Genomic DNA, 21,990 nt, shown 5'->3' with positions numbered 1-21,990 from the left:
TGCGACGGTCACCTTCGAGGCGAACGTCGCCTGCGGCAGCTTCGTGAGCGCCGCAAGCATCTGCCCCGTCTGGTTGGAATCGTCGTCGATCGCCTGCTTGCCCAGGATCACCAGTTGCGGCTGCTCCTTCTCGACGATGGCCTTAAGCAATTTGGCCACGGCCAGCGGCTGCAATTCTTCGTCCGACTCGATCAGGATCGCGCGATCCGCGCCGATCGCCAGCGCCGTGCGCAGCGTCTCCTGCGACTGGGTCACGCCCGCCGACACCGCGATCACTTCCGTCGCCACACCCGCTTCTTTCAGGCGCACCGCTTCTTCCACTGCGATTTCGTCGAACGGATTCATCGACATCTTCACGTTCGCAATGTCGACGCCCGTGCCGTCGCTCTTCACGCGAACTTTTACGTTGTAATCCACTACCCGTTTGACCGGTACCAAGACCTTCATGCGGAACTCCCTTGAATCAAAAAACCGGGCGGCCTGCCGTCATACGGCACTCGCCGCCCTCGAAGATACGAAATGACCTGCCATCCATTTGCGAACCGCCGCGCACACTCACTCGCGCACCGGTCCGCGAACTCACTCCCGACGTTACTCGATTTCGCGTCCCTTCGTCTCGGGTAACAGGAACGCCGTAATCAACACGACGCAATAGGCGCCACCGGCAAACATGCCGATCGCGGTACCCAGACCGCTCGTCTTGGCCAGATAACCGACCAGACTCGGAAACAACGCACCGATGCCGCGTCCGAAGTTATACGCGAAGCCCTGCGCATTCGCACGCACGGCCGACGGAAACAACTCCGTGAGATATGCGCCCATGCCGCTGAAAATGCCCGACGCCGCAAACCCCAGCGGGAAGCCGAGGATCAGCATCTGATCGTTGGTCAACTGGATTTGCGTGTAAGCGTAGATACTCACGCCCGAGAGCACGGCGAAGATCAGCAGGTTCGCGCGGCGACCCAGCCGGTCCGTCAGATAAGCCCCTGTCAGGTAGCCGATGAACGATCCGAGGATGATCACGAGCAGGTAGCCGCCCGTGCCGATCACCGACAGATGCCGTTCCGTCTTCAGGAACGTGGGCAACCACGTCGTGACGGCATAGTACCCGCCTTGCACGCCCGTGCACAGCAGCGCCGAGAGCGCCGTCGTCCTGATCAGCGACGGCGAGAAAATCGCCCATGCCGACGTGCGTTTATCGGCGGATTCTTCGCGCTTGCGCGTGCGCTCGAACAATGCCGGTTCGGGCACGTTCTTGCGGATGAAGAGCACGAACAACGCCGGAATCACCCCGATCCAGAACAGCACGCGCCACGCATACTCCTCCGGCAGGAACGAGAACGACGCCGTGTAGCACAGCGCCGCCACCGCCCAGCCGATGGCCCAGCCGCTTTGCACCGTGCCCACGGCACGCCCGCGATATTCGGTGCGCACGATCTCGCCCATGAGCACCGAGCCGACGGCCCACTCACCACCGAAGCCCAGGCCCTGCAACGCGCGCAGCACGAAAATCTGCTCGAAGTTCTGCGCAAAGCCGATGAGCACCGTGCAGACGGAGAACCACAGAATCGTTACCTGAAGGATTCGCACCCGCCCGTAGCGATCCGCGAGCACACCCGCGAGCCAGCCACCGATGGCCGAGAACAGCAGCGTGACGGTCGCGAGCATGCCCGCCTGCCCCTTGTCGATGCTGAACACCGTGATCAGCGTCGAGATCACGAAGGTGAACACCATGAAGTCGAGCGCGTCGAGCGCCCACCCGCCGAACGCGGCAACAAACGTGTGCCGCTCGGTCTTGTTCATCTGGCGATACCAATTCATCTTGTCTCCTCTTGAACCTCGGGAACAGCGAGAGCGCGACATGCGCCCGATATCGGTAAACCGCCCTTCCCGCACCCTCCGCGCCGCCTAGAACGTCGGGTGGCAAAGTGGTTGGGCAGCGGCCTGCAAAGCCGTGTACGCCAGTTCGGCCTCAGTCGGTCTTCGGGAAACCGTACAAGCGGGCCGGGTTGTCTACGAGAATACGACGCCGCGTGCCGACGTCCGGCGCCCACTGCGGCAGCAGATTGCGCAGCGCGCCGGTGTTCGGCATGCGCGTGAGCGACACGTGCGGCCAGTCGCTCCCCCAGACCATGCGGTCCGGCGCATCCTCGATCAATGCCTGCGCGAACGGCGTCACATCGTCGAACGTCGGGAAACGCTCGCTGATACGGTACGCGCCCGAGAGCTTGACCCAGTATCCGTGATCGCGCACGAGCGAGCGCAGCGCCGAAAAGCCCGGCGAGCCCAGTCCTTGCGCGACGGGCGTATGCCCCATGTGATCGACGATCCCCGGCACCGGCAGCGACGTCATGCGCGGCATGAGCTCGGGCAGCGCATTCACATCCATCAGGAATTGCATGTGCCAGCCCAGGTCCTTGATGCGATGCGCCAGCGTCTCCATCGCCGCGAAACCGATACCACCGCCGAACAGCACGTTGATGCGCAGACCGCGAACCCCTGCTGCGTGCATGGCTTCGAGTTCGGCATCGGTCACATCCGGCGACACCACGGCGATGCCGCGCAGGCGATCCGGGTGACGGCGCAGCGTCTCGAGCATGTAGCGGTTGTCGGTACCGTAGACGCTGATCTGCACCAGTACGCCATAGGTCATGCCCGTGGCATCGAGCATGGCGAGGTACTTGTCTTCAGGCGCCGGTGGCGGCGTGTAGCTGCGCTCTGGCACCATCGGATACGCATCGCTCGCGGCCACCACATGCGCATGCGTGTCGACGGCGCCGCGCGGCACCTCGAACGTGGGTGGATCGATCTCCGGCAGCGGCCCAAGGCACAGCGGCGCTGCGGCGGCGGAAGTTACGGTCATGTCGACTCCTCAGGAGGCGCGAGGGCGACCGTGACAACGTCGGGCTCACGCCGGGTAAAAACGTCAGGCAAAGGTCAAAGCGAAACCGTCGACCCGGGACAGCCGCCTGAGCACCAACGTGCCGGCGTCCGCCCGAGAATGAAGCGTTACAGCAGCTTGCCGGGATTCATGATGCCAGCGGGATCGAACACAGCCTTGATCTCGCGCATCAGACGCAATTCCAGCGGCGACTTGTACTTCGCGAAGTAGTCACGCTTGAGCTGCCCGATGCCGTGCTCGGCGCTGATGCTGCCACCAAAGCGGGCGACTTCGTCCAGCACTTCGGCCGTGATCGCCTCACCGTGCTTCGCCATGAAGTCGGCCGGCTCGCCCGCCGGACGCGAGAGGTTGTAGTGCAGGTTGCCGTCGCCGAAATGGCCGAAGATGAACGGACGCACCTGCGGGCACACGCGACGCACGCGCGCTTCCGCGCTCGTCATGAATTCGGGGATGCATTCGATCGGCAGCGACACATCGTGCTTCAGATGCGGCCCGTCGGCGCGCTGTGCCTCGGAGATTTCCTCGCGCAGCTTCCACATTTCCTCGACCTGACCGAGCGTGGACGACACCACGGCGTCTGCGCACAGATCGCGCTCGATGGCCGTCTCGATCACACGTTCGAGCAAAGCGTTCAGTGCCTGCTCGTCGGCCGTGTCGGCAAGCTCGACCAGCACGTAACCGGCATGACGCTCGCCGAACGGGGCACGCACCCCAGGCACGTGGGCCATGACGAGATCGACGCACTCGCCGGTAAAGAACTCGAACGCCTGCATGCGCGGCCCGCATTCGGCGAACAGCAACTCATAGAGCTCCAGCGCCTGACGGGGCGACGTGACCGCCGCGATCACCACCTGACGCACCGGCGTGGGTGCATACAGACGCAGCGCCGCCGCCGTGATCACGCCCAGCGTGCCCTCGGAGCCGATCAGCAGTTGTTTGAGGTCGTATCCGGTGTTGTCCTTGCGCAGCGTGCGCAGACCATGAAGGATCTCGCCATTCGGCAGCACGGCTTCGACACCGAGCACCAACTCGCGCGTCATGCCGTAGCGCACGACGTTCACGCCGCCGGCGTTCGTCGCAAGATTGCCGCCGAGCTGGCACGAACCTTCGGCCGCGAGGCTGAGCGGCAGCAGCCGGTTAGCCTCGCGCGCGGTACGTTGCAGGTCTTCGAGAATGCAACCGGCTTCGGCGACCAATGTGTTGGCAATGGTGTCGAGACTGCGCACGGCGTTCATGCGATCGAGGCTCAGCACCACGTTCTGCTCGGACTTGTCGGGCGTGGCGCCACCGCACAGCCCGGTGTTGCCACCGCGCGGCACGACCGGCGTGGCAGTGCTCTGGCACAGGGCGAGCACGTTGGCGACGTCCTGCGTCGTACGCGGACGTACGACGGCCTGCGCATGGCCGCGATACATGCCGCGCCAGTCGGCGAGCCACGGCGCGATGTCGTCGGAGGAAGTGAGCACGCTGTCGGCGCCGATGGCGTCGATCAGGCGTTGAGCGAAAGCGGTGATGGTCATAGGTTCACGCGTCGGGGGTTACGGTGTGGGGATGGCGTCTGAGGAAGCACACACGCTCAGGCAGGATTCACGCAGGTTCACGGCTGGATCGGCGCAATGGCGCCGGTGATGATGTCGCGCCCGGGCAGCGTCAGCCCAAGCCGCGCAGATGCCCGCAACAAATGCGAGAGCGACGCCGCTTTGGCGAGCAGCGGATCGCGCGCCTTGATGGCGTTGAAGACTGCCAGGTGTTCCTGATGCACCTGCGCGGCGAGCCCTTCGTGGCGCAGCGTATTCGTGCGCGCCGCCTGCACGACCTGACGGATTTGCAGGTTCAGGTATTGCAGCAGATCGGAGTAATAGCGGTTGTGCGTAGCGCGTGCGATGGCGACGTGGAAGGCGGTGTCGAACTCCACGCCGTTTTCCGCGTGATAGAGGTTCGTCTCCAGCTTCCCGAGAATGCTTTCAAGCTCCCGAATGTCGTCGTCGGTGTGACGCACGGCGGCGAGCGCTGCGGCGGTACTTTCCAGATCGAGACGGAGCTCGTAGACGCTGGCGAGGTCGGCGGCATTTTGTCCGACCGGCACCTGAAACCCGCTCTGCGGCGTGCGCGCCTTCACGGTCACGCCCGCGCCCTGACGGCTGTCGATCAACCCTTGCGCGCGCAGCCGTTCCGTCACCTCACGAATCACGGCGGGACTCACCCCGTACGTCTCGGAAAGCTGCTTGCCGGTCGGCAGTTTGGTGCCGACGGGATACACGCCCTGCCGGATGGCGTCCAGCAACTGCTGTGCAACCTGCTCGGTCAGGGTCCTGGGTTTGGCAGCCATGCGTTCAGATCGTCCGATACTTTTCAGGTTTGCATGTTATCTGAAAACTTTTCTTGAGAGATATCGCGTTAACCCTGATCTCATCTGTCGGGCGTCGCGCCCCCTCACTTTTTCCAGCAAAGCAAAAGCGGCGACGGAGACTCGCTCCGTCGCCGCCTTCGGTGCCCGGAATGCCTTAGCTCGACGTCCGCATTCGTACGCGATCGACGTCGATCGCAACGGGACTCAGAAGCCGATCAGCGCTTCCGTCACGTGGCCGACGTTCGGCGGCGATGCGAAGCACTCGCTCACCAGTGCGCGCCATTGGGCGAAAGCTTCCGAGTTGCGGAAGTGCACCGTGTGGTCTTCCAGCGTTTCCCAGGTCACGACGAGGCTGTAGTGCGTCGGTTGCTCGATGGACTTGAGCAGACGCATGCCGTGGCAGCCCTTCGAGCCCTTGAACAGCGGCGCAGCCTTGGCGACACCTTGTTCGAACTCGGCTTCCTTGCCGGGCTTCACTTCGATCTGGGCGATTTCAAAGATCATGGTTTTCCTCTGAGATTTGTCCGTGGTCGTGCGGTTGTCGATGTTGCGATCCGATGCAACATCGCCATTGTTTTCTGCGTTCGCTGTTTGCTCGCTTGCGCCGCGTGTTGGCCCGCCGGGGTTCGGCGTCGTCGCGGAATCGTCGGCAACGGACCGGAGTAGCGCCCCGTTGCCGCGAGAACGCTCGATTCTATACCGCGCGTTCGTGACACGCATCGCGTGCGCCATCGCCCATCCCCTACCGACGCTTTCACGGCGCCCGCCATCGGTCAGGCAACCGTGCGTGCACGACGATCGATCATTGCAGCGCATGAGAGCACCATGAACGTGCACCAAATCTCCCACGGCATCGAATCATCAGACAAAACCCTCATGTAAATCAAAGTGATAAATAAATCTGGCATCGCTCTTGCATATCTTCATTTCTCCTCACGTTTGCACCAAAAGAGCACATTCATGCCCAATTCCAATACACCCGGCGACGTGCTGTTCCTGCTGCTCGGCGCGATCCTGGTTCTCGCCATGCACGCCGGCTTTGCGTTTCTAGAGCTCGGCACCGTCCGCAAGAAGAATCAGGTCAATGCGCTGGTCAAGATCCTGACTGACTTCGCCGTTTCGGGTCTCGCGTACTTCTTCATCGGTTATCCGCTCGCGTACGGCGTCGATTTCTGGTCGAGCGCCACCGTGCTGTCCGAGCACAACGGTTACGCGCTGATCAAGTTCTTCTTCCTGCTGACGTTCGCCGCCGCGATCCCGGCCATCGTCTCGGGCGGCATCGCCGAGCGCGCCAAGTTCCACCCGCAATCGGTGGCCACGTTCTTCCTCGTCGGGGTGATCTACCCGTTCTTCGAGGGCATTGCCTGGAACGGTCACCTCGGCATTCAGGACTGGCTCACACGAACGCTTGGCGCTCCGTTCCACGACTTCGCGGGTTCGGTGGTCGTGCACGCAGTCGGCGGATGGATCGGGCTGGCAGCGGTGCTGCATCTCGGGGCGCGTCGCGGACGCTATAACGGGCAGGGTCAGGTGGCAGCACATCCGCCGTCGTCGATCCCGTTCCTCGCGCTCGGCGCGTGGATTCTGATCGTCGGCTGGTTCGGCTTCAACGTCATGAGCGCGCAGCGCGTGGGCGGAATTTCCGGTCTGGTGGCGGTGAACTCGCTGATGGCGATGGTCGGCGGCACGCTCGTCGCGATGTGGGTCGGCCGCGACGACCCCGGCTTCATCCACAACGGCCCGCTCGCGGGGCTCGTCGCCGTGTGTGCCGGCTCGGACGTCATGCATCCGCTGGGCGCGCTGGTCGTCGGCGCTGTGGCGGGCGGTCTTTTCGTGTGGCTCTTCACGGTGACTCAGAACCGTCTGCGCATCGACGACGTGCTCGGCGTCTGGCCGCTTCACGGCGTATGCGGCATCTGGGGCGGTCTGGCCGCAGGCCTCTTCGGCCAGACATGGCTCGGTGGTCTAGGCGGTGTGAGCTTCATCGCGCAGGTCGTCGGCACGCTGATGGGCGTGGCGATCGCCTTTGCCGGGGGCTATGTCGTGTACGGCGTCATCAAACGCGTGAGCGGATTGCGGCTCGACGACGAGCAGGAGTACTACGGCGCCGATCTCTCGATCCACAAGATCACCGCAACGCCCGAGCGCGAGACGAACTGGTGAGGCATCGCGAAGGTCGCGTGACCGAATCGGCGCGCGCTCACAGCCACGTCGACTGGATATCGACGTAAGTCGCGTCGCGCTGCGTCGACTGTTCGTCAGATGATTTGGTATCCGATGGTTTGTTGGACGGCGCCTCTTGCCCACCGGCGCAGCCCGACGCGCCCACAACGCGTTCGAGCAGCGCCGCGCTCCAGTGTTGATAGAGCAGCAGCAGACGATAGGTCGCACGCACCGGAGTCGCGCTGCCGCTCTCCCATGCGTCGCCGGTCCAGCGCTGCCCCCAGGGACTCTCGGCGGGATGCAGACTGAGGTAGTTCAGACCGTCGACACAGGAGGCATGACACGGCACGTCGAACTCGCTGCACGCGGCCTTGATCTGACTGGCCGACAAAGGATGGCGCGAGGTGAGTAAGCACTCGCGCAGCGTTGTGTGCGATGCCAGCTTCGCCAGCAGCGGCGTGTCGCAATGGCGGGCGAGCTGCGTCACGCGTGCGACGCGATCGAGCATCGTCGCGACGTCGTCCGGCGAAACGTGCGCCAGCCTGGCGTGGAGCGTTTCCCAGCGCTGCGTGAGACGTTTGGCGTCATGCGTGAACGCTTCGTTGCGCGCCCACGTGCCGAGCAGGCTCGTGACCGCGCGACACGAGTCGAGCATCAGACCCGCCACGCGCAAGATGCCCCGGTATCCGTCTGTCATGGGCGACGGGCCAGTGAACCACGACGGCATCCACAACCCCAGCCGCGCCGGCGGGATTGCCGTATTGGCGAACGTGAACAGCGTTGCGACGTCGCGGGAATGGGTCAACTTGCCGAGCGTGTTGCGCCACGACGTGGTCGCCGCAGGAGACGGCAACACCACACACGCTTCGAGCAGACGGCACCCCGCCTCCATACGCTTGAGCACCTCGTCCACGGCATGATGACGGATCAGCGTCGGCGAACCCAACGACTGAGTTAGTACTCCCTTCACACCTTCGAACGCCAGCAACGTCCAGTCCGCCCACGGGATGCCGAACGGCGTATTCGCCGCCGCCATGTCGCTTGCCCCATGAAGCGACGGCTCGCCGGTCGTGTCCTGCGCTTGCTGAGCCTGCCCCTGCCGCTGATGGAAACACGCCGCAATGATCGCGAGCAGCGACAGATTGCCGACGAGCGACATGGCGTCGCGCGCAGCCCGGAAGTGCCATCCCCGGTGCCCGGTAGCAGCGATCGTCTCCAGCCAGGACGCGATCTCGGCCCCGACACGTTCGGCCGCCACTTCGGGGGACGGCGTCGACGCGACGCCGTGAGTGGGCGCCAACATCGCGGCCACACGCTGTCCGGTCTGCGCCAGACGCCCATCCCGCGCATGCGCGAGTTCGAACTCTTTGCGATAGAAATGCTGACAGGGTCCGGTCGTCGCCCACAAGCCCGCCCAGGCCTTGGCGAACGCGCGCGCCAACGCCGGATCAACGCGATGCGTCGCCACCGGCACGCCGTCCATCCGTGCATGTCGTGCCGTGTTCAACGCAGCATTCGATGCGCGCGTAAGCCGGGTACCGAAGTCCGCGCGCTCGGCACGTTGGTACGCCGCGTCCTCGCGCATGCCCGCCAGCTCGATCCCCACTTCCGGCCGCTGCCGCATGCCCCAGTCCGGCCCCCAGCCGCTCGCGCCTGCACACTGTTGGTCCCACATCGCATCCTCCTGCAAGAACGTCGTCGGGCGCGTCGGCAAACCATCGTCCAACGCCGCCGACCAAAACCGTCGACTATAGGCAGACGACATCGAACGCGCGGCGCCTTGTCGGGCGGGCACGCGCGCAAGCCCCGACACGACGGCGCCACCACGCGCAGGACGAGGCGAATGCGTGTCACCCCAGCGAGTACCCACTTACGCAACTTGTGCGCGACTCCTGCGCATTCCGGGCGAGAGGAGACGCGTCCCCTCTCGCCAAGTGCCAATGCGTCGCGGTAGACTTTCGCCCTATGACCAACACACCTGCTCAAGCGTCTGCTGCGCTGCCTTCGGGCCTGCCCCTCGTGCCGCTGACGCCCGACGAGATCCCGCTCGGCGAAGCGCTGCCGTGGGCCATCGTCGACCGCAACGGCGAGCCGCTGCTCGCCGCCGGCGATATCGTGCCGACACAGGCCGGACGCGACTGGCTGTTCACCTCGTTCGCCCCGCACCGGGTAGCGGACCTCGGCGCGGACGACGCAACGGTCGCCGACACCGATGCCGGGACGGCGACGCAAGTCCCCACTGACAACACGGCCCCTGCGGCGACGGGGGCCACACCGCCCCAGTACGCACTCACCGACCTCAATCTGCGTCCCGGCGACTGGCTGCAAATTCAATTGCCGCCCGGCGCAGGATCGCAACGTGTACGCACGCGCGTGATCGGCCATTCGCCGAATCAGATGCTGTTCGTGACCGCACCGACCGGTCGCGCTGCCCCACCGACCCTGCAAGCGAGCGAACGGCTCGAACTGTGGACGTTTTCGGGCGAAGACATCTATCACTTCGTCTGCACGGTCGAGCGCGTGGAACGGCTGCCGTTCGATTACATCGTGCTCTCGGCACCCGCGCAGATCCGCCGCAAGGTGTTGCGCCGCTCGCAACGCGTGCCCGCCAAACTGGTCGCCTCGGTCGGCGTCGCCGACACCCAACATCTGGCGTTGTTGCAGGACGTCAGCGCCGAAGGTGTGTCGCTGCTCGCCGATGCGGCACTCGGCGCCCAAGGTGACAGCGTGAAACTGGCGTTCCGCGTGCGCGTGGGCGACATCGACATGCCCATCGAAGCCACCGGCACGATTCGTGGCGTGCAACAAGGCGACGACGGCCATCTGCACGGCATCGAACTGCCCGCCCTGGAACCGTCGCATTACGTCGCGCTCAAGTGCTACGTGTACGAGCGTCTGCTCGCGCTCGGAGGCGCCTGATGGCCAAGACGAAGGCTCCCGAGGCCGAGCGTCCGCGCACTCTCGCCAGCCAGACGCTGTTCCGTGGCCTCGACATCGTGGAGGCCGTCGCCGCCGGAGTCGACACCGTGCCCGCGCTCTCGGCGCACACCGGCATCACGCTGTCGACCACACACCGGATTGCGTCGGCACTGGTGCACGCCGGTTACCTGCGCTTCGAACCGCGTCGCGGCTATCGGCTCGGCAACAAGCTCATAGAGTTGGGATTTCTGGCGTATCGCCAGATCGACTTGCCGCGTGTGGCGCGTCCGACGCTGGAAACGCTCGCTGGCGAAACGCAGGATACGGTGCATCTAGCCGTTGCCGACGGTTGGGAGGTCATGTACCTCGACAAATTGCCCGGACAACGCGCCGTGGAGATCAGCTCTCGTATCGGGGGACGCAAACCGATCTGCGTGACGGGCGTCGGCAAGGCACTGCTGCTCGATCAGGACGAAGCGCAATGGCGCGCGCAGCTTGAGCACTACCAGACGCAGGTGCCGTCACACCCCGTGGATACGGCGGCGTGGCTCGCACGCATGCACGACTACGCGCGTCACGGCTATGCGTTCGATCTGGAAGACGACACCCCGCAGATCCGCTGCGTGGCCGCGCCGGTCTATGACGCCAGTCAACGCATCGTCGCCGCCATCAGCGTGTCGAGTACGACCAAGTACATGAGCCGCGAGCGGATGCAGGAACTCGTGCCGAGCGTGAAAAATGCCGCCGCGCAGATCAGCCGTCAGCTCGGCTGGTCGGGTCACGTTCACGCCTGAAAGCCCGCGCCCATAAAAAAACCGGCCCGTCTGACGAGGGGCCGGCATCGGCACCGAGATGCCAAGACTACGTGGGTAAGCCTGGGTAAAACATGGGGTACCTAAACGGTACCGGGAGACGCCGGAACGGCGCGTCACCCTATTCCATCGATCTGTCTTTGTCTTGCTTCGTCGCCCGCTCGTACTGCCACTCAGGCAGCACGACGCTTGAGCAGGTCGAGCGCGACGTCGACGATCATGTCTTCCTGACCGCCCACCATGCGACGCTGGCCCAGCTCCACCAGAATGTCGACGGTCTTCAGGTCGTAACGCGCCGCCGCCGCTTCCGCGTGGCGCAGGAAGCTCGAATACACGCCCGCATACCCCAGCGCCAGTGTCTCGCGATCCACACGCACGGCGCGATCCTGCAACGGACGCACGATGTCGTCGGCCGCATCCATCAACGTGTACAGATCGCAGCCGTGGTTCCAGCCCAGACGCGACGCCGCCGCGATGAACACTTCCAGCGGTGCATTGCCCGCGCCTGCGCCCATGCCCGCCAGACTGGCATCGATGCGATCGCAGCCTTCTTCCACCGCGACGATGGAGTTCGCCACGCCGAGACTCAGGTTGTGGTGCGCGTGCATGCCGGTGAGCGTTTCGGGATTGAGCACGTCCTTGAACGCGCGGAAACGGTCCCGCACATCGGTCATGCCCAGTGCGCCGCCCGAGTCCACCACATAGATGCACTGTGCGCCGTACGACTCCATCAGCTTGGCCTGCTCGGCCAGGTGCTGCGGCGTGGTCATGTGGCTCATCATCAGGAAGCCCACCGTGTCCATGCCGAGTTCGCGGGCATAGGCAATGTGCTGACGCGACACGTCGGCTTCAGTGCAGTGCGTGGCGATACGGACCACGCGCGCGCCTGCGTCGTAGGCTTCGCGCAGGTCATGCACGGTGCCCACGCCCGGCAGCAGCAAGGTGGCGACCTTGGCGTGCGTCACGGTTTCGGCCACGGCGGCGATCCATTCGAGATCGGTGTGCGCGCCGAAGCCGTAGTTGAAACTGGATCCGGCGAGGCCGTCGCCGTGCGCCACTTCGATGGAATCGACCTTCGCCTTGTCGAGCGCCGCCGCAATCGCCTTTACGTTAGCGATGCTGTATTGGTGACGAATCGCGTGGCTGCCGTCGCGCAGCGTCACGTCGGAGATATAGAGCTTTTTCTGCGTCATGATGGTGTGTGTCTCCTGTTAGCGCGTGCGACGTTCAGGCCGCGAGCGCCAGGCGGGTGGCGGCGATGCGATCGGCACAGGCCAGCGCGGCGCTGGTCATGATGTCGAGGTTGCCCGCATAGGCCGGCAGATAGTGCGCGGCGCCTTCCACTTCGAGGAATACGGAGGTCTTCAGACCCGTGAGCTTGCCCAGTCCCGGCACATTGAGCGGACGCGATGCGTCGAACAGCTCGAACTGCACCTTCTGCTTGAGGCGATAGCCCGGCACATAGGCGTGCACCTTGTCGACCATCGCCTGAATGCTCGCTTCGATGGCAGCCTGATCGCCCGGCTCGGAGAGCACGAACACGGTGTCGCGCATGATGAGCGGCGGTTCGGCCGGATTGAGCACGATGATCGCCTTGCCGCGCGACGCCCCACCCAGCACCTCGATGGCCTTCGACGTCGTTTCCGTGAACTCGTCGATGTTGGCACGCGTGCCCGGGCCTGCCGACTTGCTCGAAATCGACGCCACGATCTCCGCGTAGTGCACCTTCGCGACTTGCGAGATCGCCGCGACCATCGGAATCGTCGCCTGACCGCCGCACGTCACCATGTTGATGTTGCGGGCGTCGAGATGCGCGTCGAGGTTGATCGACGGAATCACGTAGGGGCCGATCGCCGCCGGCGTCAGGTCGATGACCTGCACACCGCGCGCTTGCAGCAACTCGTTGTGATGCGCGTGCGCTTTCGCCGACGTCGCGTCGAAGGCGATGCGAATGTCCTCGAAGCCGGGCATGGCCAGCAGGCCATCGATGCCGCCTGCCGTCACCGGCACGCCCAGACGCTCGGCACGTGCCAGACCGTCAGAGGCCGGGTCGATCCCGACCATCGCGCCCATTTCCAGATGCTCGCTGTTGCGCATCACCTTGATCATCAGGTCGGTGCCGATGTTGCCCGAGCCAATGATCGCTACTTTCTGTTTGCGTCGTTCCGTCACTGTCGTCTCCTGAACGTGTCCGTCCACCGGTATGAGCCGCATCGTAATTCCGCGACAACTTAAATGTCAATATGTAAACATTAATCCCATATATTGAGATTTTGAAAATGGCGAGCTTATCCACATTTTTTGTTCACAAGCCCGTTGATAACTTGCGGAAAAGCATCGCAAGTGACTGATCCGACAGGGAAGATTTCTCGCGCGCGAAAGTTGGGCCAGGTGCTGCAAATCGAGGCGGGACGCGGGTTGGCGAGTCGCTTCGTTATCCACAGAATCTGTTTGCAAGCCAGTGGACAACTCGCGGACAGCTATCCCAAGTGCTTGATCGGAAGGAGAAAAAATGTCGCGCGCATTTGCTGCGCCAAAGCGTAGGCATGTTGGCCTGCCGGTGCACGGCAGCCATCGGCGAGCTAGCAGCGAGTGATCGAATGCACGGGCACGGCAGCGCGACCCCGCGTTATCCACAGAAAATGTTCACAACCCGGTGAATAACGCGTCGATATCCGAGGTATGTCGTTGACGCAAAAGGACTTGTTTGTCGCGCAGCAGGTTCAGTCAGTTTCAGCGCAATGATTGAACAGCGCTGGGAAATGACGCAAAAGCGCAGCTATCAGAACTTCATACAGGGCACACGGTCTAGTCCACACGCGACGATAGACATTGAACGCTGCCGATGCCGAGCTTCGGTGCTCGCCCGCCGGGCACACGGGCAATCGCTCGTTCAATGTACCGCGCGTACCGTGTCGACGCGCAAGCGCGACGCTATTTTCGCAACAAGCTTCACTCAACCATGACAACGAACCCCCAACTCACCGGGCGGCTCGCGCCATCGATTTCCGTCGCATCGCTTGCCCTACTCTCCCGGACTTCCCGCCTCACCCCGTTGGTCGCAACGACACTCGCGCTGACATTGTTGTCGCCGCTCGCGGCACGCGCAGACGACTCGCCCGGCGTCATCGCTACCTGGACGGGCGCCATCGCCGACGAGTTTCGCGAGATCGCGACCGAAGGCGCCAGTGATCTCTACGTCCCCTTGCACACGCATCACCTTCGCTTTGCGTACACCCGCGAGAAGATCGACCAGTTCAATGAGAATCCGTGGGGTCTCGGCTACGGACGCGTGCTGTCCGACGGCAAGAACGGCTCGCGCATGCTGTACGCGATGGCATTCAAGGACTCACATAACGACTGGTCGCCGATGGCCGGTTACGGACGGATATGGAACGTGGCGAATGCGGGCCCCGTGCGTTTCGGCCTCGGCTACACCGTGTTTCTGATGTCGCGCTCCGACACGCTCGGCGGCGTGCCCTTCCCCGCCGCGCTGCCGCTCGCCGAAGTCGGCTTCGGACGTGCAGCAGTGGCCACGGCCTATGTCCCCGGCGGCAAGGGCAACGGCAACGTGCTGTTCATCTTCGGCCGCTACACGTTCGGCAAGCCGGGCTGATCGGGCGACGCCGGCGCGTCTTTGGCCTCGCTCGCAGCCGGCGGGCCTGATTCGGGCATGGTGCGCGTGCACCACGCCCCGAACCCGGCGATATAGCAATAAGCCAGCGCAGGAACGAGGAAAGACAGCACGATCCCGCCGCCATCCGCCAGCGCGCCTTGCAGATAAGGCAGCACCGCACCGCCCACGATCGCCATGCAGATCAGTCCGCCGCCCTCGCTCACACGCGCCCCGAGCCCGCCGACCGACAACGAAAAAATCGTGGGGAACATGATCGCGTTGCCCAGACCGCACGCCAGCAGCAACCACATGGCGAACGACGCCGACAACGCCATCGACACAAGAATCAGCGTCAGGTTGTAGAGCGCGCACAGCCCCAGCATCCACCCCGGCGATACCTTGCGCAGCAACCACGCGCCGACGAAACGTCCGACCATCGCCCCGCCCCAGTAGAACGCCAGATACCGGCTCGCATGGGCGTGATCGACGATCCCCGTATCCGTCTGCGTCAGATAGACGATCAGAAAACTTCCGATACTGACTTCCGCGCCGACATAAAGAAATAGCGCCACGATGCCGTAACGCAATGGACGGTGGGCCAACAGCTCGCGTACGTTGCCGAGCACGCCCGGCGGCGACGCATCGTTGTCGCGCTGTTCCGGCAACGTGAGACGCCACAGGACGAGCCCGCCGAGTACGAGTATCGCGGCGAGCCCGCCGTAGGGCGCACGCACAGAGTCGACGGCGTGAGCGTTCGCCGAAGTGGCGGCACCGACCTGCGGCGCGAGTATCCAGAGTGCCGCAAGCGGCGGCCCGACCGTGGTGCCCAGCGAGTTGAACGCCTGCACCAGCGTGAGACGGCTTGCCGCCTCGCCTCGGGAGCCGAGCGTCTCGACATAGGCATTCACCGCGACCTGCAACAAGGTGATGCCGCTCGCGAGCACGAAGAGCGCTGCGAGAAAACAGGGATAGGAGACGAGCGCCGCCGCCGGAAAGAACAATGCGCAGCCGAGCCCGGCCAGCCAAAGCGAGCTGGCCAGCGCCCGCCGGTAGCCGACACGCGCGGTGTATTGCCCGGCGGGGTAGGACACCACGAAATAGGCGGCGAAGAAACTCGACTGAATGAGTGCCGCGTCGCGATACGTGAGATCGAAGGCGGCCTTGAAGTGAGGCACCAGAATGTCGTTCAGCGACGTAATGAGCCCCATTGCGAAGAAAAGCGTCGCGAGCATCGCGAGTACGCGATTCGCGGAAGGCATAGGGGAAGTCATGGACACCACGGAACAACCGGCGGCGCGACTGGCCCCAGAGGTCGCAGTAGCAGCAGAGGGTGAGGCAGGCGGGGAAGCCGGTGAGGCATCCGGTGAAGCAGCAGGATCAGGCGTGCGGTCGACGGGCATGCATGGCTCCAGTGGACAACGGCAGACGCGCGTTGAAAGCTCAATGAAGGGGGCAAGTTCATGCAGTGTAGACCGCACTATTGATACCGGGATACGAGAGGAATCCGAATTTTGCGTGACGCCCCGATGTTCACCGTGGCATCCGCATCGCTCGAAAAGGGCCCGTTATCCCTTGTTTTTCGCCGCTTTCGACGCTTGTCAGCCGACGTCTTTTGATCGACCATCCGCAGCATAGGACATGCCGCAACATTCGGGGAATCATCATGCGGAGTTTCAAATCTTTGGGAAAAGCGACAGGTTGGCTCGTCGCCGGCATGCTCGGCGTGGCCGGTGTTGCCGGTATGGCCGGCTCGGCATACGCACAATCAGGCGGGACTTCGGGAGCTTCGGGTACGTCCCGCGCGCCGGCCGCCGCATGCAACTGCGCGCAGATCATCGCGGACTGTTCGGCGTCGGTGTCGGTGTTGCCCACGCGCGCGCTCAACGGCGTATTTTCCGCCGACGTCACGTTGCAGACCGACGCACCGTCGTGCGCCAAGGTCGATTACCAGCTCGACGACACGCCTTACGTCACGATTCTGCGTGACGGCGCACAAGGCAGTCAGCGCCTGTACGGCACGCGCCCGCTCACCCGCAACAGCCTCTCGCACATGTCGTGTCACGTGTGCGCCGCGGCGGCAGCGCCCGTGCCTAACGACGGTCTGAGCGCCGACATGGTGCGTGTCGATGGCGCGCCCGGCACCTTCAGCGTGGCGCCCGCGCCCGCCTTGCCGACGGCACCGCCCGCGCCGACACCGGCCGTATCCACCTACGCGCCGCCGGCCGCCGCCGCGCAAAATGCGAGCATCGCCGCGACAGCGACACCCGATACGCCACTCCCGAGCACCATCGGCGACACGGCAGGGCTCAATGCCGTAAACGCCACGAGCACGGCGAACGCCAACGCACCTGAAGTCGCGCGCGACGTCGCCGCCATCAATGCGCCCGCCCCTGCCGGCACGACGATCGTCACGCCGCCGATTCCGCCCAACGCGCAAAGCCTGGTTCAAACCAGCGCGCCTGCGCCGTTGCGTCTGGTGAATCCGTCGGGACGCTGGCGCGGCCTGTGCACGAATGCACCGCCGTGGTGGGGACTGTTCGGCAAACCGATGACGCGTCTGATGGCACTCGCCCTCAATGGCTCGCAGGTCACGGGCAGCGTCGACGACGTCGAACCCAATGTTCACACCACGGTGCAGGGCACGCTTGCGGGCGATCGTCTGCAACTCGCAGGCAGCTACGGTGCGAAACACGACATCACTTTCGGTGCCGACGGCACGACCCTCACCGACGCCTGGTGTAACGGCGACGGTCGCTGCGAAACCTGCGAAATGCAGCGTTTCTGAGGGTTTTCAGGCGATGACGGTCTCGTGCGACAGCGTGCGGGATCGTCGGCATCGCACAAAAATCCCATAAAAATTCGCGTCGAAAAATGCGTCGAAAGGTGCGTCGGAATGTGCGCGAAAACCCGAGTCCGGATCGTCGAATGCATCGAGTGACACACGCCCTTGCACGGCAGGTCCTCACGACAGTGCGAACGTAACGAATCGAAACCCGATCGAAATGCACCGCGAACGCCGCTCAGCCTTGTGCGGCAAGCGCGCAACATAATGCGCGCACTACTCGCATAAAGCGATTTCTTAGGTAGAATCGTCGGCGCAGCAAGACGTAACATTCGGGTGGCCGTTCTCCGACGGCACTTTCTTATTCTCATCGATTGGATCGATATGGCAACGGCAAAGAAAGCAGCAGCAAAGAAGGCCCCTGTGGCGAAGAAGGCTCCGGCAGCAAAGAAGGCTCCGGTAGCGAAAAAGGCAGCAGCACCGAAGGCAGCCCCGAAGGCGGCTCCGAAGGCAGCCGCTAAGGTTTCGCCGATCAAGGAAGCACTCAACAAGACCCAGCTCGCAGCACACATCGCCGAAACCTCGGCTGTCGCCGTCAAGGACGTCAAGGCTGTGCTCGCCGCTCTCGAAACCACGATCGTCAGCGCTCTGCACAAGAAGGGCGCAGGCGAATTCACGCTGCACGGCCTGTTCAAGGTCACGTCGCAACAAATCGCTGCCAAGGCGAAGCGTTTCGGCAAGGACCCGTTCACGGGTGAAGAGCGTTGGTTCCCGGCCAAGCCGGCTTCGGTGCGCGTGAAGGTTCGCCCGCTGAAGAAGGTCAAGGACGCCGCCCAGTAAATCTTGCCCTCGTGCCGCGGTGAGCTTCACCGCAGCGCGAACGGTCAGACGCTGACAGCAGTTCCTGAAGACGGTGCCGATGTTTCGGCACCGTTTTTTTTCGTCCGGAATTTTCATCTTCGGTTGCGGCTTGTCTCCCTGCAATCGTCTCGCGTGCTGATGCGAAGACGGATCGCGACGACTGATTTCGTCATCCTCAACAACCTCGACGCGCCCCGTCATCCACATCGTCATCAGGGTTTTCTCTGGGGTTTTTGCGGAGTGGACGCCTGCCGAACCGGCCGCTACCATCGCTCGGGACACCCCCGTCGCCATCCGTCACCCCGCGTCATAGGAACGGGCACGAGCGCACACGACATGCTCGCCACTGGCGACGTCTTCGCGAACTCAGGAGATCCGCATGACCCGCAAGTTCTCGCGTCACCCGTCGCAGGGCGAGACGTCGCCAGTGCATCCGAACGCACATCGCGCATTGCCGGAATCAACGCGCCACGCCGCTACCCTGTCACGTCGCAACTTCCTCGCCACGCTCGGCGTCACGGCCATGCCCGCCAGTTTCGTCGGCTCGCTGGGCGGCACACTCGGCAGTCTGCTCACCGGCACCGTCTCGTTGTTCGCCACGCCCGCACACGCGCAGACCGTTGCCGACATCAAGAAGAAAGGCACGATCAACGTTGGCATGCTGATCGACTTCCCGCCGTATGGCACCACAAACGCGCAGGCGCAGCCCGACGGCTACGATGCCGACGTCGCGAAGTTGCTGGCCAAAGACCTCGGCGTGAAGGTCAACATCGTGCCGGTCACGGGACCGAACCGCATTCCGTATCTGCTCTCCGGCAAGGTGGATGTTCTGGTCGCCTCGCTCGCCATCACCCCCGAGCGCGCCAAACAAGTGCAGTTCTCGAAGCCCTATGCGGCGGCGACGATCCTGCTACTCGGCAAAAAAGGCACGCCAATCAAATCGGCTGCGGATCTGAAAGGACTGCGTGTGAGCGTGGCACGCGCGAGCACGCAGGACACCGCCGTCACCAAGACAGCACCGGAAGGCACCGAGATTCGCCGCTTCGACGATGACGCCGCCGCCATGCAGGCGCTGCTCTCCGGTCAGGTCGATGCCATCGGTTGTTCGGTGACGGTCGCCAACGTGATCAATACGCGTGCGCCCGGCCAGTTCGAACCGAAGTTCAATCTGCTGCAACAGGCGATGGGGATCGCCATGCGCCCCAACCAGCCGGAGTTGCTGGCAAGCGTGAACGACTTCGTCACACGCAACACGACGAATGGCGAGTTGAACAAGCTCTACCGAAAGTGGCTTCAGACGGACTTGCCGCAGTTGCCATAAATAGCCTGCCGGCGTCCCAGCTGCCCTTCATCGCTGCCACACCATGCCGTCGCCGGACACCCATCCGGCGGCGCACACCCATTCCCCATCCGCTCACCGGATATCGAGATCGTATCGAAATCGTCATTTCGATATAGTTTTTGACGAATTCGATATACCTCCCGTCACGTCGAACACCCCTGCACGCCCCGTTTTACCGTCATTTCCCCTACTGACCTCAAGGTCATCGAAAAAATAGTTTTGCTTTCGATGCAATTTAGATATATCGTAAACACGTCTTAACTACATCGATAAGGAGTCGCATCATGCGTGGATCACGTGGCGATTTCATGGGCCGAGGCCCGTTGGACCTGGACAAAATGGATTTTGGCGACGAACGACGCGGTGGGCGTCATGGACGGCGCGGCGGTGGCGAAGGCTATGGTGAGGGGCGTTTCGGGCGCGGCGACGAAGGTCGTGGTGAGCGCGGCGAACGCGGCGGCCGGGGTGGTCGTGGCGGCGGTCGCCTGTTCAGTCACGGCGGCTTGCGCCTCGTGCTGCTGCATCTGATCGCACAACAACCGCGTCACGGCTACGAACTCATCAAAGCCATCGAAGAAAGCGTGAACGGAACGTATAGCCCGAGTGCTGGCGTCGTCTACCCGACGCTCACCCTGCTTGAGGAAATGGGCTACATCCGTGTGCAGGAGAACACCGGCGACAGCCAGCGCAAGTCTTACGAGATCACCGACACCGGCCGCGAGTATCTGGCCGAGAACGAGGACTCGGTAACGGAATTGCTGGCCCGACTCGCGACACGCCGCGAGCGCTCGGAGGACATGCCGCCGCAAGTCATGCGCGCGCTGCATAACTTCAAATACGCCGTGCATTTGCGTCTGGGCGCTGAGCCGCTCACGACCGAACAAGCCAACGCGTTCGCCGCGATTCTCGACGCGGCCGCACAACAACTGGAGCGACTCTGATGCAAGACAACGCTGCACCGCACGTCACCCCCGATCGCACGCCGCAGCGCGTGCGTCACGAACTGCGCTTTCGCCTGCTCGAAGTGCGCAACATCGAAACCCTCACGCCGAACATGCTGCGCGTGACTCTCGGCGGCGACGATCTCGCGGGCTTCACCAGCCCCGGCTTCGACGATCACGTCAAACTCTTCTTCCCGAATCCCGAGACCGGCGAACTGGCCGTGCCGCAGATGGGCCCGGAAGGACTCTCGAAACCGGCGCCGGGCGACGCACCGCGCCTGATGCGCGACTACACGCCGCGTCAATACGACGCCGACTCGAAAACGCTCGTGATCGACTTTGCGATGCACGAGTCCGGCCCCGCAACGCAATGGGCACGCTCGGCCAGACCGGGCGACAAGCTTGGTGTCGGCGGCCCGCGCGGCTCGTTCGTCATTCCCATGAACTATGACGGTTATGTGCTCATCGGCGACGATACGGCGCTGCCCGCGATCTCGCGACGTCTGGCCGAGCTGCCGGCCGGCGCACTCGTTTTCGTATTTGCGGAAGTCGATAGCCCGGCGGACCGCCTGCGCTTTTCGAGCGAAGCCGATGTCGTGGTCGAATGGATTTACCGCGAAGGCGCACCGGCGGGCCAGAGCACCGCATTGATCGACGCCCTTCAGGTCGCGACCTTGCCCTCCGGCGACCTGCACGCATGGGTGGCGGCCGAGGCCAGCGTGGCGAAAGCCGTGCGACGTCACCTCGTCGAGGATCGCGGGCTGAATCCGAAATGGGTCAAGGCGGCGGCTTACTGGCGTCGCGGCGACGCTGCCGTTCACGAAAATCTGGACGACTGAGCCCGGGGGCAGCACGTGTATGCTTTCTATCCCCCGCTGAAGAAAGAGCGCTTGCTACGTATGAATAAGCCACTGCTGCCCGACAACAACCTGTTCGACGGCCTGCCCTCGCGCCCCGATCCGGCGGCGGCCGAGCAATTCGACACGCTGATCGCACGCCCGGGGATGCGCGTCGAGCGCATCGTCTCGACCGGACAGGCATCGCCCGAGGGTTTTTGGTACGACCAGCCGCAGCACGAGTGGGTCGTCTTGCTCACGGGCAGCGCAGGCCTCGCCTTCGACGATGCGCCGGGACAGACGCTCGTGTTGCAGCCCGGCGATACCATCGCTATCGAGGCCGGTCGCCGTCACCGGGTCGAGTGGACTGCCCAGGGCGAGACGACCGTCTGGCTCGCGATTCACTACGACTGACCGGCGCGCGGCGTCCCGCTTTTCGCCCCGTTCGTTGTCCCTTTGGAGAAAT

At 63.8% G+C, this 21,990-nt stretch carries 21 protein-coding genes; 10 read left to right on the top strand and 11 right to left on the bottom strand.

Annotated elements, in window-relative coordinates:
• The 6 genes from C5N93_RS28260 to C5N93_RS28235 all read right to left on the bottom strand — a co-directional run.
• The coding region (locus C5N93_RS28260; RefSeq protein ID WP_242561877.1) for an electron transfer flavoprotein subunit beta/FixA family protein at positions 1-447 on the bottom strand (447 nt) is incomplete at its 3' end.
• A 144-nt stretch (positions 448-591) separates the two neighbouring features.
• Positions 592-1,821, bottom strand: a complete 1,230-nt coding sequence (locus C5N93_RS28255) for an MFS transporter (RefSeq protein WP_242561876.1) — start codon at positions 1,819-1,821, stop codon at positions 592-594.
• A 151-nt stretch (positions 1,822-1,972) separates the two neighbouring features.
• Positions 1,973-2,863 carry an amidohydrolase family protein gene (locus tag C5N93_RS28250; protein ID WP_242561875.1) on the bottom strand — a complete coding sequence of 297 codons (891 nt, stop codon included), beginning with the start codon at positions 2,861-2,863 and terminating at the stop codon, positions 1,973-1,975.
• A 146-nt stretch (positions 2,864-3,009) separates the two neighbouring features.
• Positions 3,010-4,422: an FAD-binding oxidoreductase gene (locus C5N93_RS28245; RefSeq protein ID WP_150723551.1), complete on the bottom strand. Its 1,413-nt coding sequence runs from the start codon at positions 4,420-4,422 to the stop codon at positions 3,010-3,012.
• A 77-nt stretch (positions 4,423-4,499) separates the two neighbouring features.
• Positions 4,500-5,231 (bottom strand): FadR/GntR family transcriptional regulator, encoded by a 732-nt coding sequence (locus tag C5N93_RS28240; protein ID WP_242561874.1) that lies wholly within the window; start codon positions 5,229-5,231, stop codon positions 4,500-4,502.
• A 225-nt stretch (positions 5,232-5,456) separates the two neighbouring features.
• Positions 5,457-5,756, bottom strand: coding sequence for an antibiotic biosynthesis monooxygenase family protein (locus C5N93_RS28235; RefSeq protein ID WP_069343718.1), 300 nt, complete (start codon positions 5,754-5,756; stop codon positions 5,457-5,459).
• A gap of 456 nt (positions 5,757-6,212) precedes the next feature.
• Between C5N93_RS28235 and C5N93_RS28230 the strand changes: the two genes are divergently transcribed.
• The gene (locus C5N93_RS28230; protein WP_242561873.1) at positions 6,213-7,415 is read left to right on the top strand and encodes an ammonium transporter; all 1,203 of its coding nucleotides are present in this window, start codon (positions 6,213-6,215) and stop codon (positions 7,413-7,415) included.
• Positions 7,416-7,452: 37 nt separating this feature from the next.
• Here C5N93_RS28230 and C5N93_RS28225 read toward each other — a convergent pair whose 3' ends face one another.
• Positions 7,453-9,090, bottom strand: coding sequence for a hypothetical protein (locus C5N93_RS28225; RefSeq protein ID WP_242561872.1), 1,638 nt, complete (start codon positions 9,088-9,090; stop codon positions 7,453-7,455).
• A 290-nt stretch (positions 9,091-9,380) separates the two neighbouring features.
• Between C5N93_RS28225 and C5N93_RS28220 the strand changes: the two genes are divergently transcribed.
• Positions 9,381-10,334, top strand: a complete 954-nt coding sequence (locus tag C5N93_RS28220; RefSeq protein ID WP_242561871.1) for a flagellar brake protein — start codon at positions 9,381-9,383, stop codon at positions 10,332-10,334.
• Entirely contained in the window at positions 10,334-11,128 is a 795-nt protein-coding gene (locus C5N93_RS28215; protein WP_069343573.1) for an IclR family transcriptional regulator, read from the top strand. Before C5N93_RS28220 ends, C5N93_RS28215 begins: the two co-directional genes overlap by 1 nt.
• A 191-nt stretch (positions 11,129-11,319) precedes the next feature.
• Here the strand turns inward: C5N93_RS28215 and dmpG are convergent, their stop codons facing one another.
• Positions 11,320-12,339, bottom strand: a complete 1,020-nt coding sequence (gene dmpG / locus C5N93_RS28210; RefSeq protein ID WP_069343574.1) for a 4-hydroxy-2-oxovalerate aldolase — start codon at positions 12,337-12,339, stop codon at positions 11,320-11,322.
• A gap of 34 nt (positions 12,340-12,373) precedes the next feature.
• Positions 12,374-13,318, bottom strand: coding sequence for an acetaldehyde dehydrogenase (acetylating) (locus tag C5N93_RS28205; RefSeq protein ID WP_039403844.1), 945 nt, complete (start codon positions 13,316-13,318; stop codon positions 12,374-12,376).
• Positions 13,319-14,108: 790 nt separating this feature from the next.
• Here C5N93_RS28205 and pagP point away from each other — a divergent pair.
• Positions 14,109-14,762 carry a lipid IV(A) palmitoyltransferase PagP gene (gene pagP / locus C5N93_RS28200; RefSeq protein ID WP_174981216.1) on the top strand — a complete coding sequence of 218 codons (654 nt, stop codon included), beginning with the start codon at positions 14,109-14,111 and terminating at the stop codon, positions 14,760-14,762.
• On the opposite strand, the gene C5N93_RS28195 is transcribed toward pagP, so the two are convergent.
• Complete coding sequence (locus C5N93_RS28195) at positions 14,738-16,021, bottom strand: sugar MFS transporter (RefSeq protein WP_242561870.1); 1,284 nt, start codon at positions 16,019-16,021, stop codon at positions 14,738-14,740. The two genes, pagP and C5N93_RS28195, sit on opposite strands and share 25 nt — an antisense overlap.
• A gap of 404 nt (positions 16,022-16,425) precedes the next feature.
• Here C5N93_RS28195 and C5N93_RS28190 point away from each other — a divergent pair, with 404 nt between their 5' ends.
• From C5N93_RS28190 to C5N93_RS28180, 3 genes are all read left to right on the top strand, one after another.
• Entirely contained in the window at positions 16,426-17,547 is a 1,122-nt protein-coding gene (locus C5N93_RS28190) for a hypothetical protein (protein ID WP_242561869.1), read from the top strand.
• Between the two features lie 381 nt (positions 17,548-17,928).
• Positions 17,929-18,384 (top strand): HU family DNA-binding protein, encoded by a 456-nt coding sequence (locus C5N93_RS28185; protein ID WP_069343577.1) that lies wholly within the window; start codon positions 17,929-17,931, stop codon positions 18,382-18,384.
• A 544-nt stretch (positions 18,385-18,928) separates the two neighbouring features.
• Complete coding sequence (locus C5N93_RS28180; protein WP_242561893.1) at positions 18,929-19,726, top strand: transporter substrate-binding domain-containing protein; 798 nt, start codon at positions 18,929-18,931, stop codon at positions 19,724-19,726.
• Positions 19,727-20,040: 314 nt separating this feature from the next.
• Here C5N93_RS28180 and C5N93_RS28175 read toward each other — a convergent pair whose 3' ends face one another.
• Complete coding sequence (locus C5N93_RS28175; RefSeq protein ID WP_242561868.1) at positions 20,041-20,271, bottom strand: hypothetical protein; 231 nt, start codon at positions 20,269-20,271, stop codon at positions 20,041-20,043.
• Between C5N93_RS28175 and C5N93_RS28170 the strand changes: the two genes are divergently transcribed.
• The 3 genes from C5N93_RS28170 to C5N93_RS28160 are packed head-to-tail and all read left to right on the top strand — an operon-like array spanning position 20,260 to position 21,938.
• Complete coding sequence (locus tag C5N93_RS28170) at positions 20,260-20,688, top strand: PadR family transcriptional regulator (RefSeq protein WP_242561867.1); 429 nt, start codon at positions 20,260-20,262, stop codon at positions 20,686-20,688. The two genes, C5N93_RS28175 and C5N93_RS28170, sit on opposite strands and share 12 nt — an antisense overlap.
• Positions 20,688-21,527, top strand: a complete 840-nt coding sequence (locus C5N93_RS28165; protein WP_242561866.1) for a siderophore-interacting protein — start codon at positions 20,688-20,690, stop codon at positions 21,525-21,527. Before C5N93_RS28170 ends, C5N93_RS28165 begins: the two co-directional genes overlap by 1 nt.
• A gap of 60 nt (positions 21,528-21,587) precedes the next feature.
• Positions 21,588-21,938 (top strand): cupin domain-containing protein, encoded by a 351-nt coding sequence (locus C5N93_RS28160; RefSeq protein ID WP_242561865.1) that lies wholly within the window; start codon positions 21,588-21,590, stop codon positions 21,936-21,938.
• Positions 21,939-21,990: the final 52 nt, after the last annotated feature.

Origin of the sequence: Pandoraea sp. LA3, assembly GCF_022696215.1 — a bacterium.
GTDB lineage: Bacteria > Pseudomonadota > Gammaproteobacteria > Burkholderiales > Burkholderiaceae > Pandoraea > Pandoraea capi.
The sequence above is the reverse complement of the archived record's forward strand: the minus strand, read 5'-3'. Positions and strand labels throughout refer to the sequence as shown.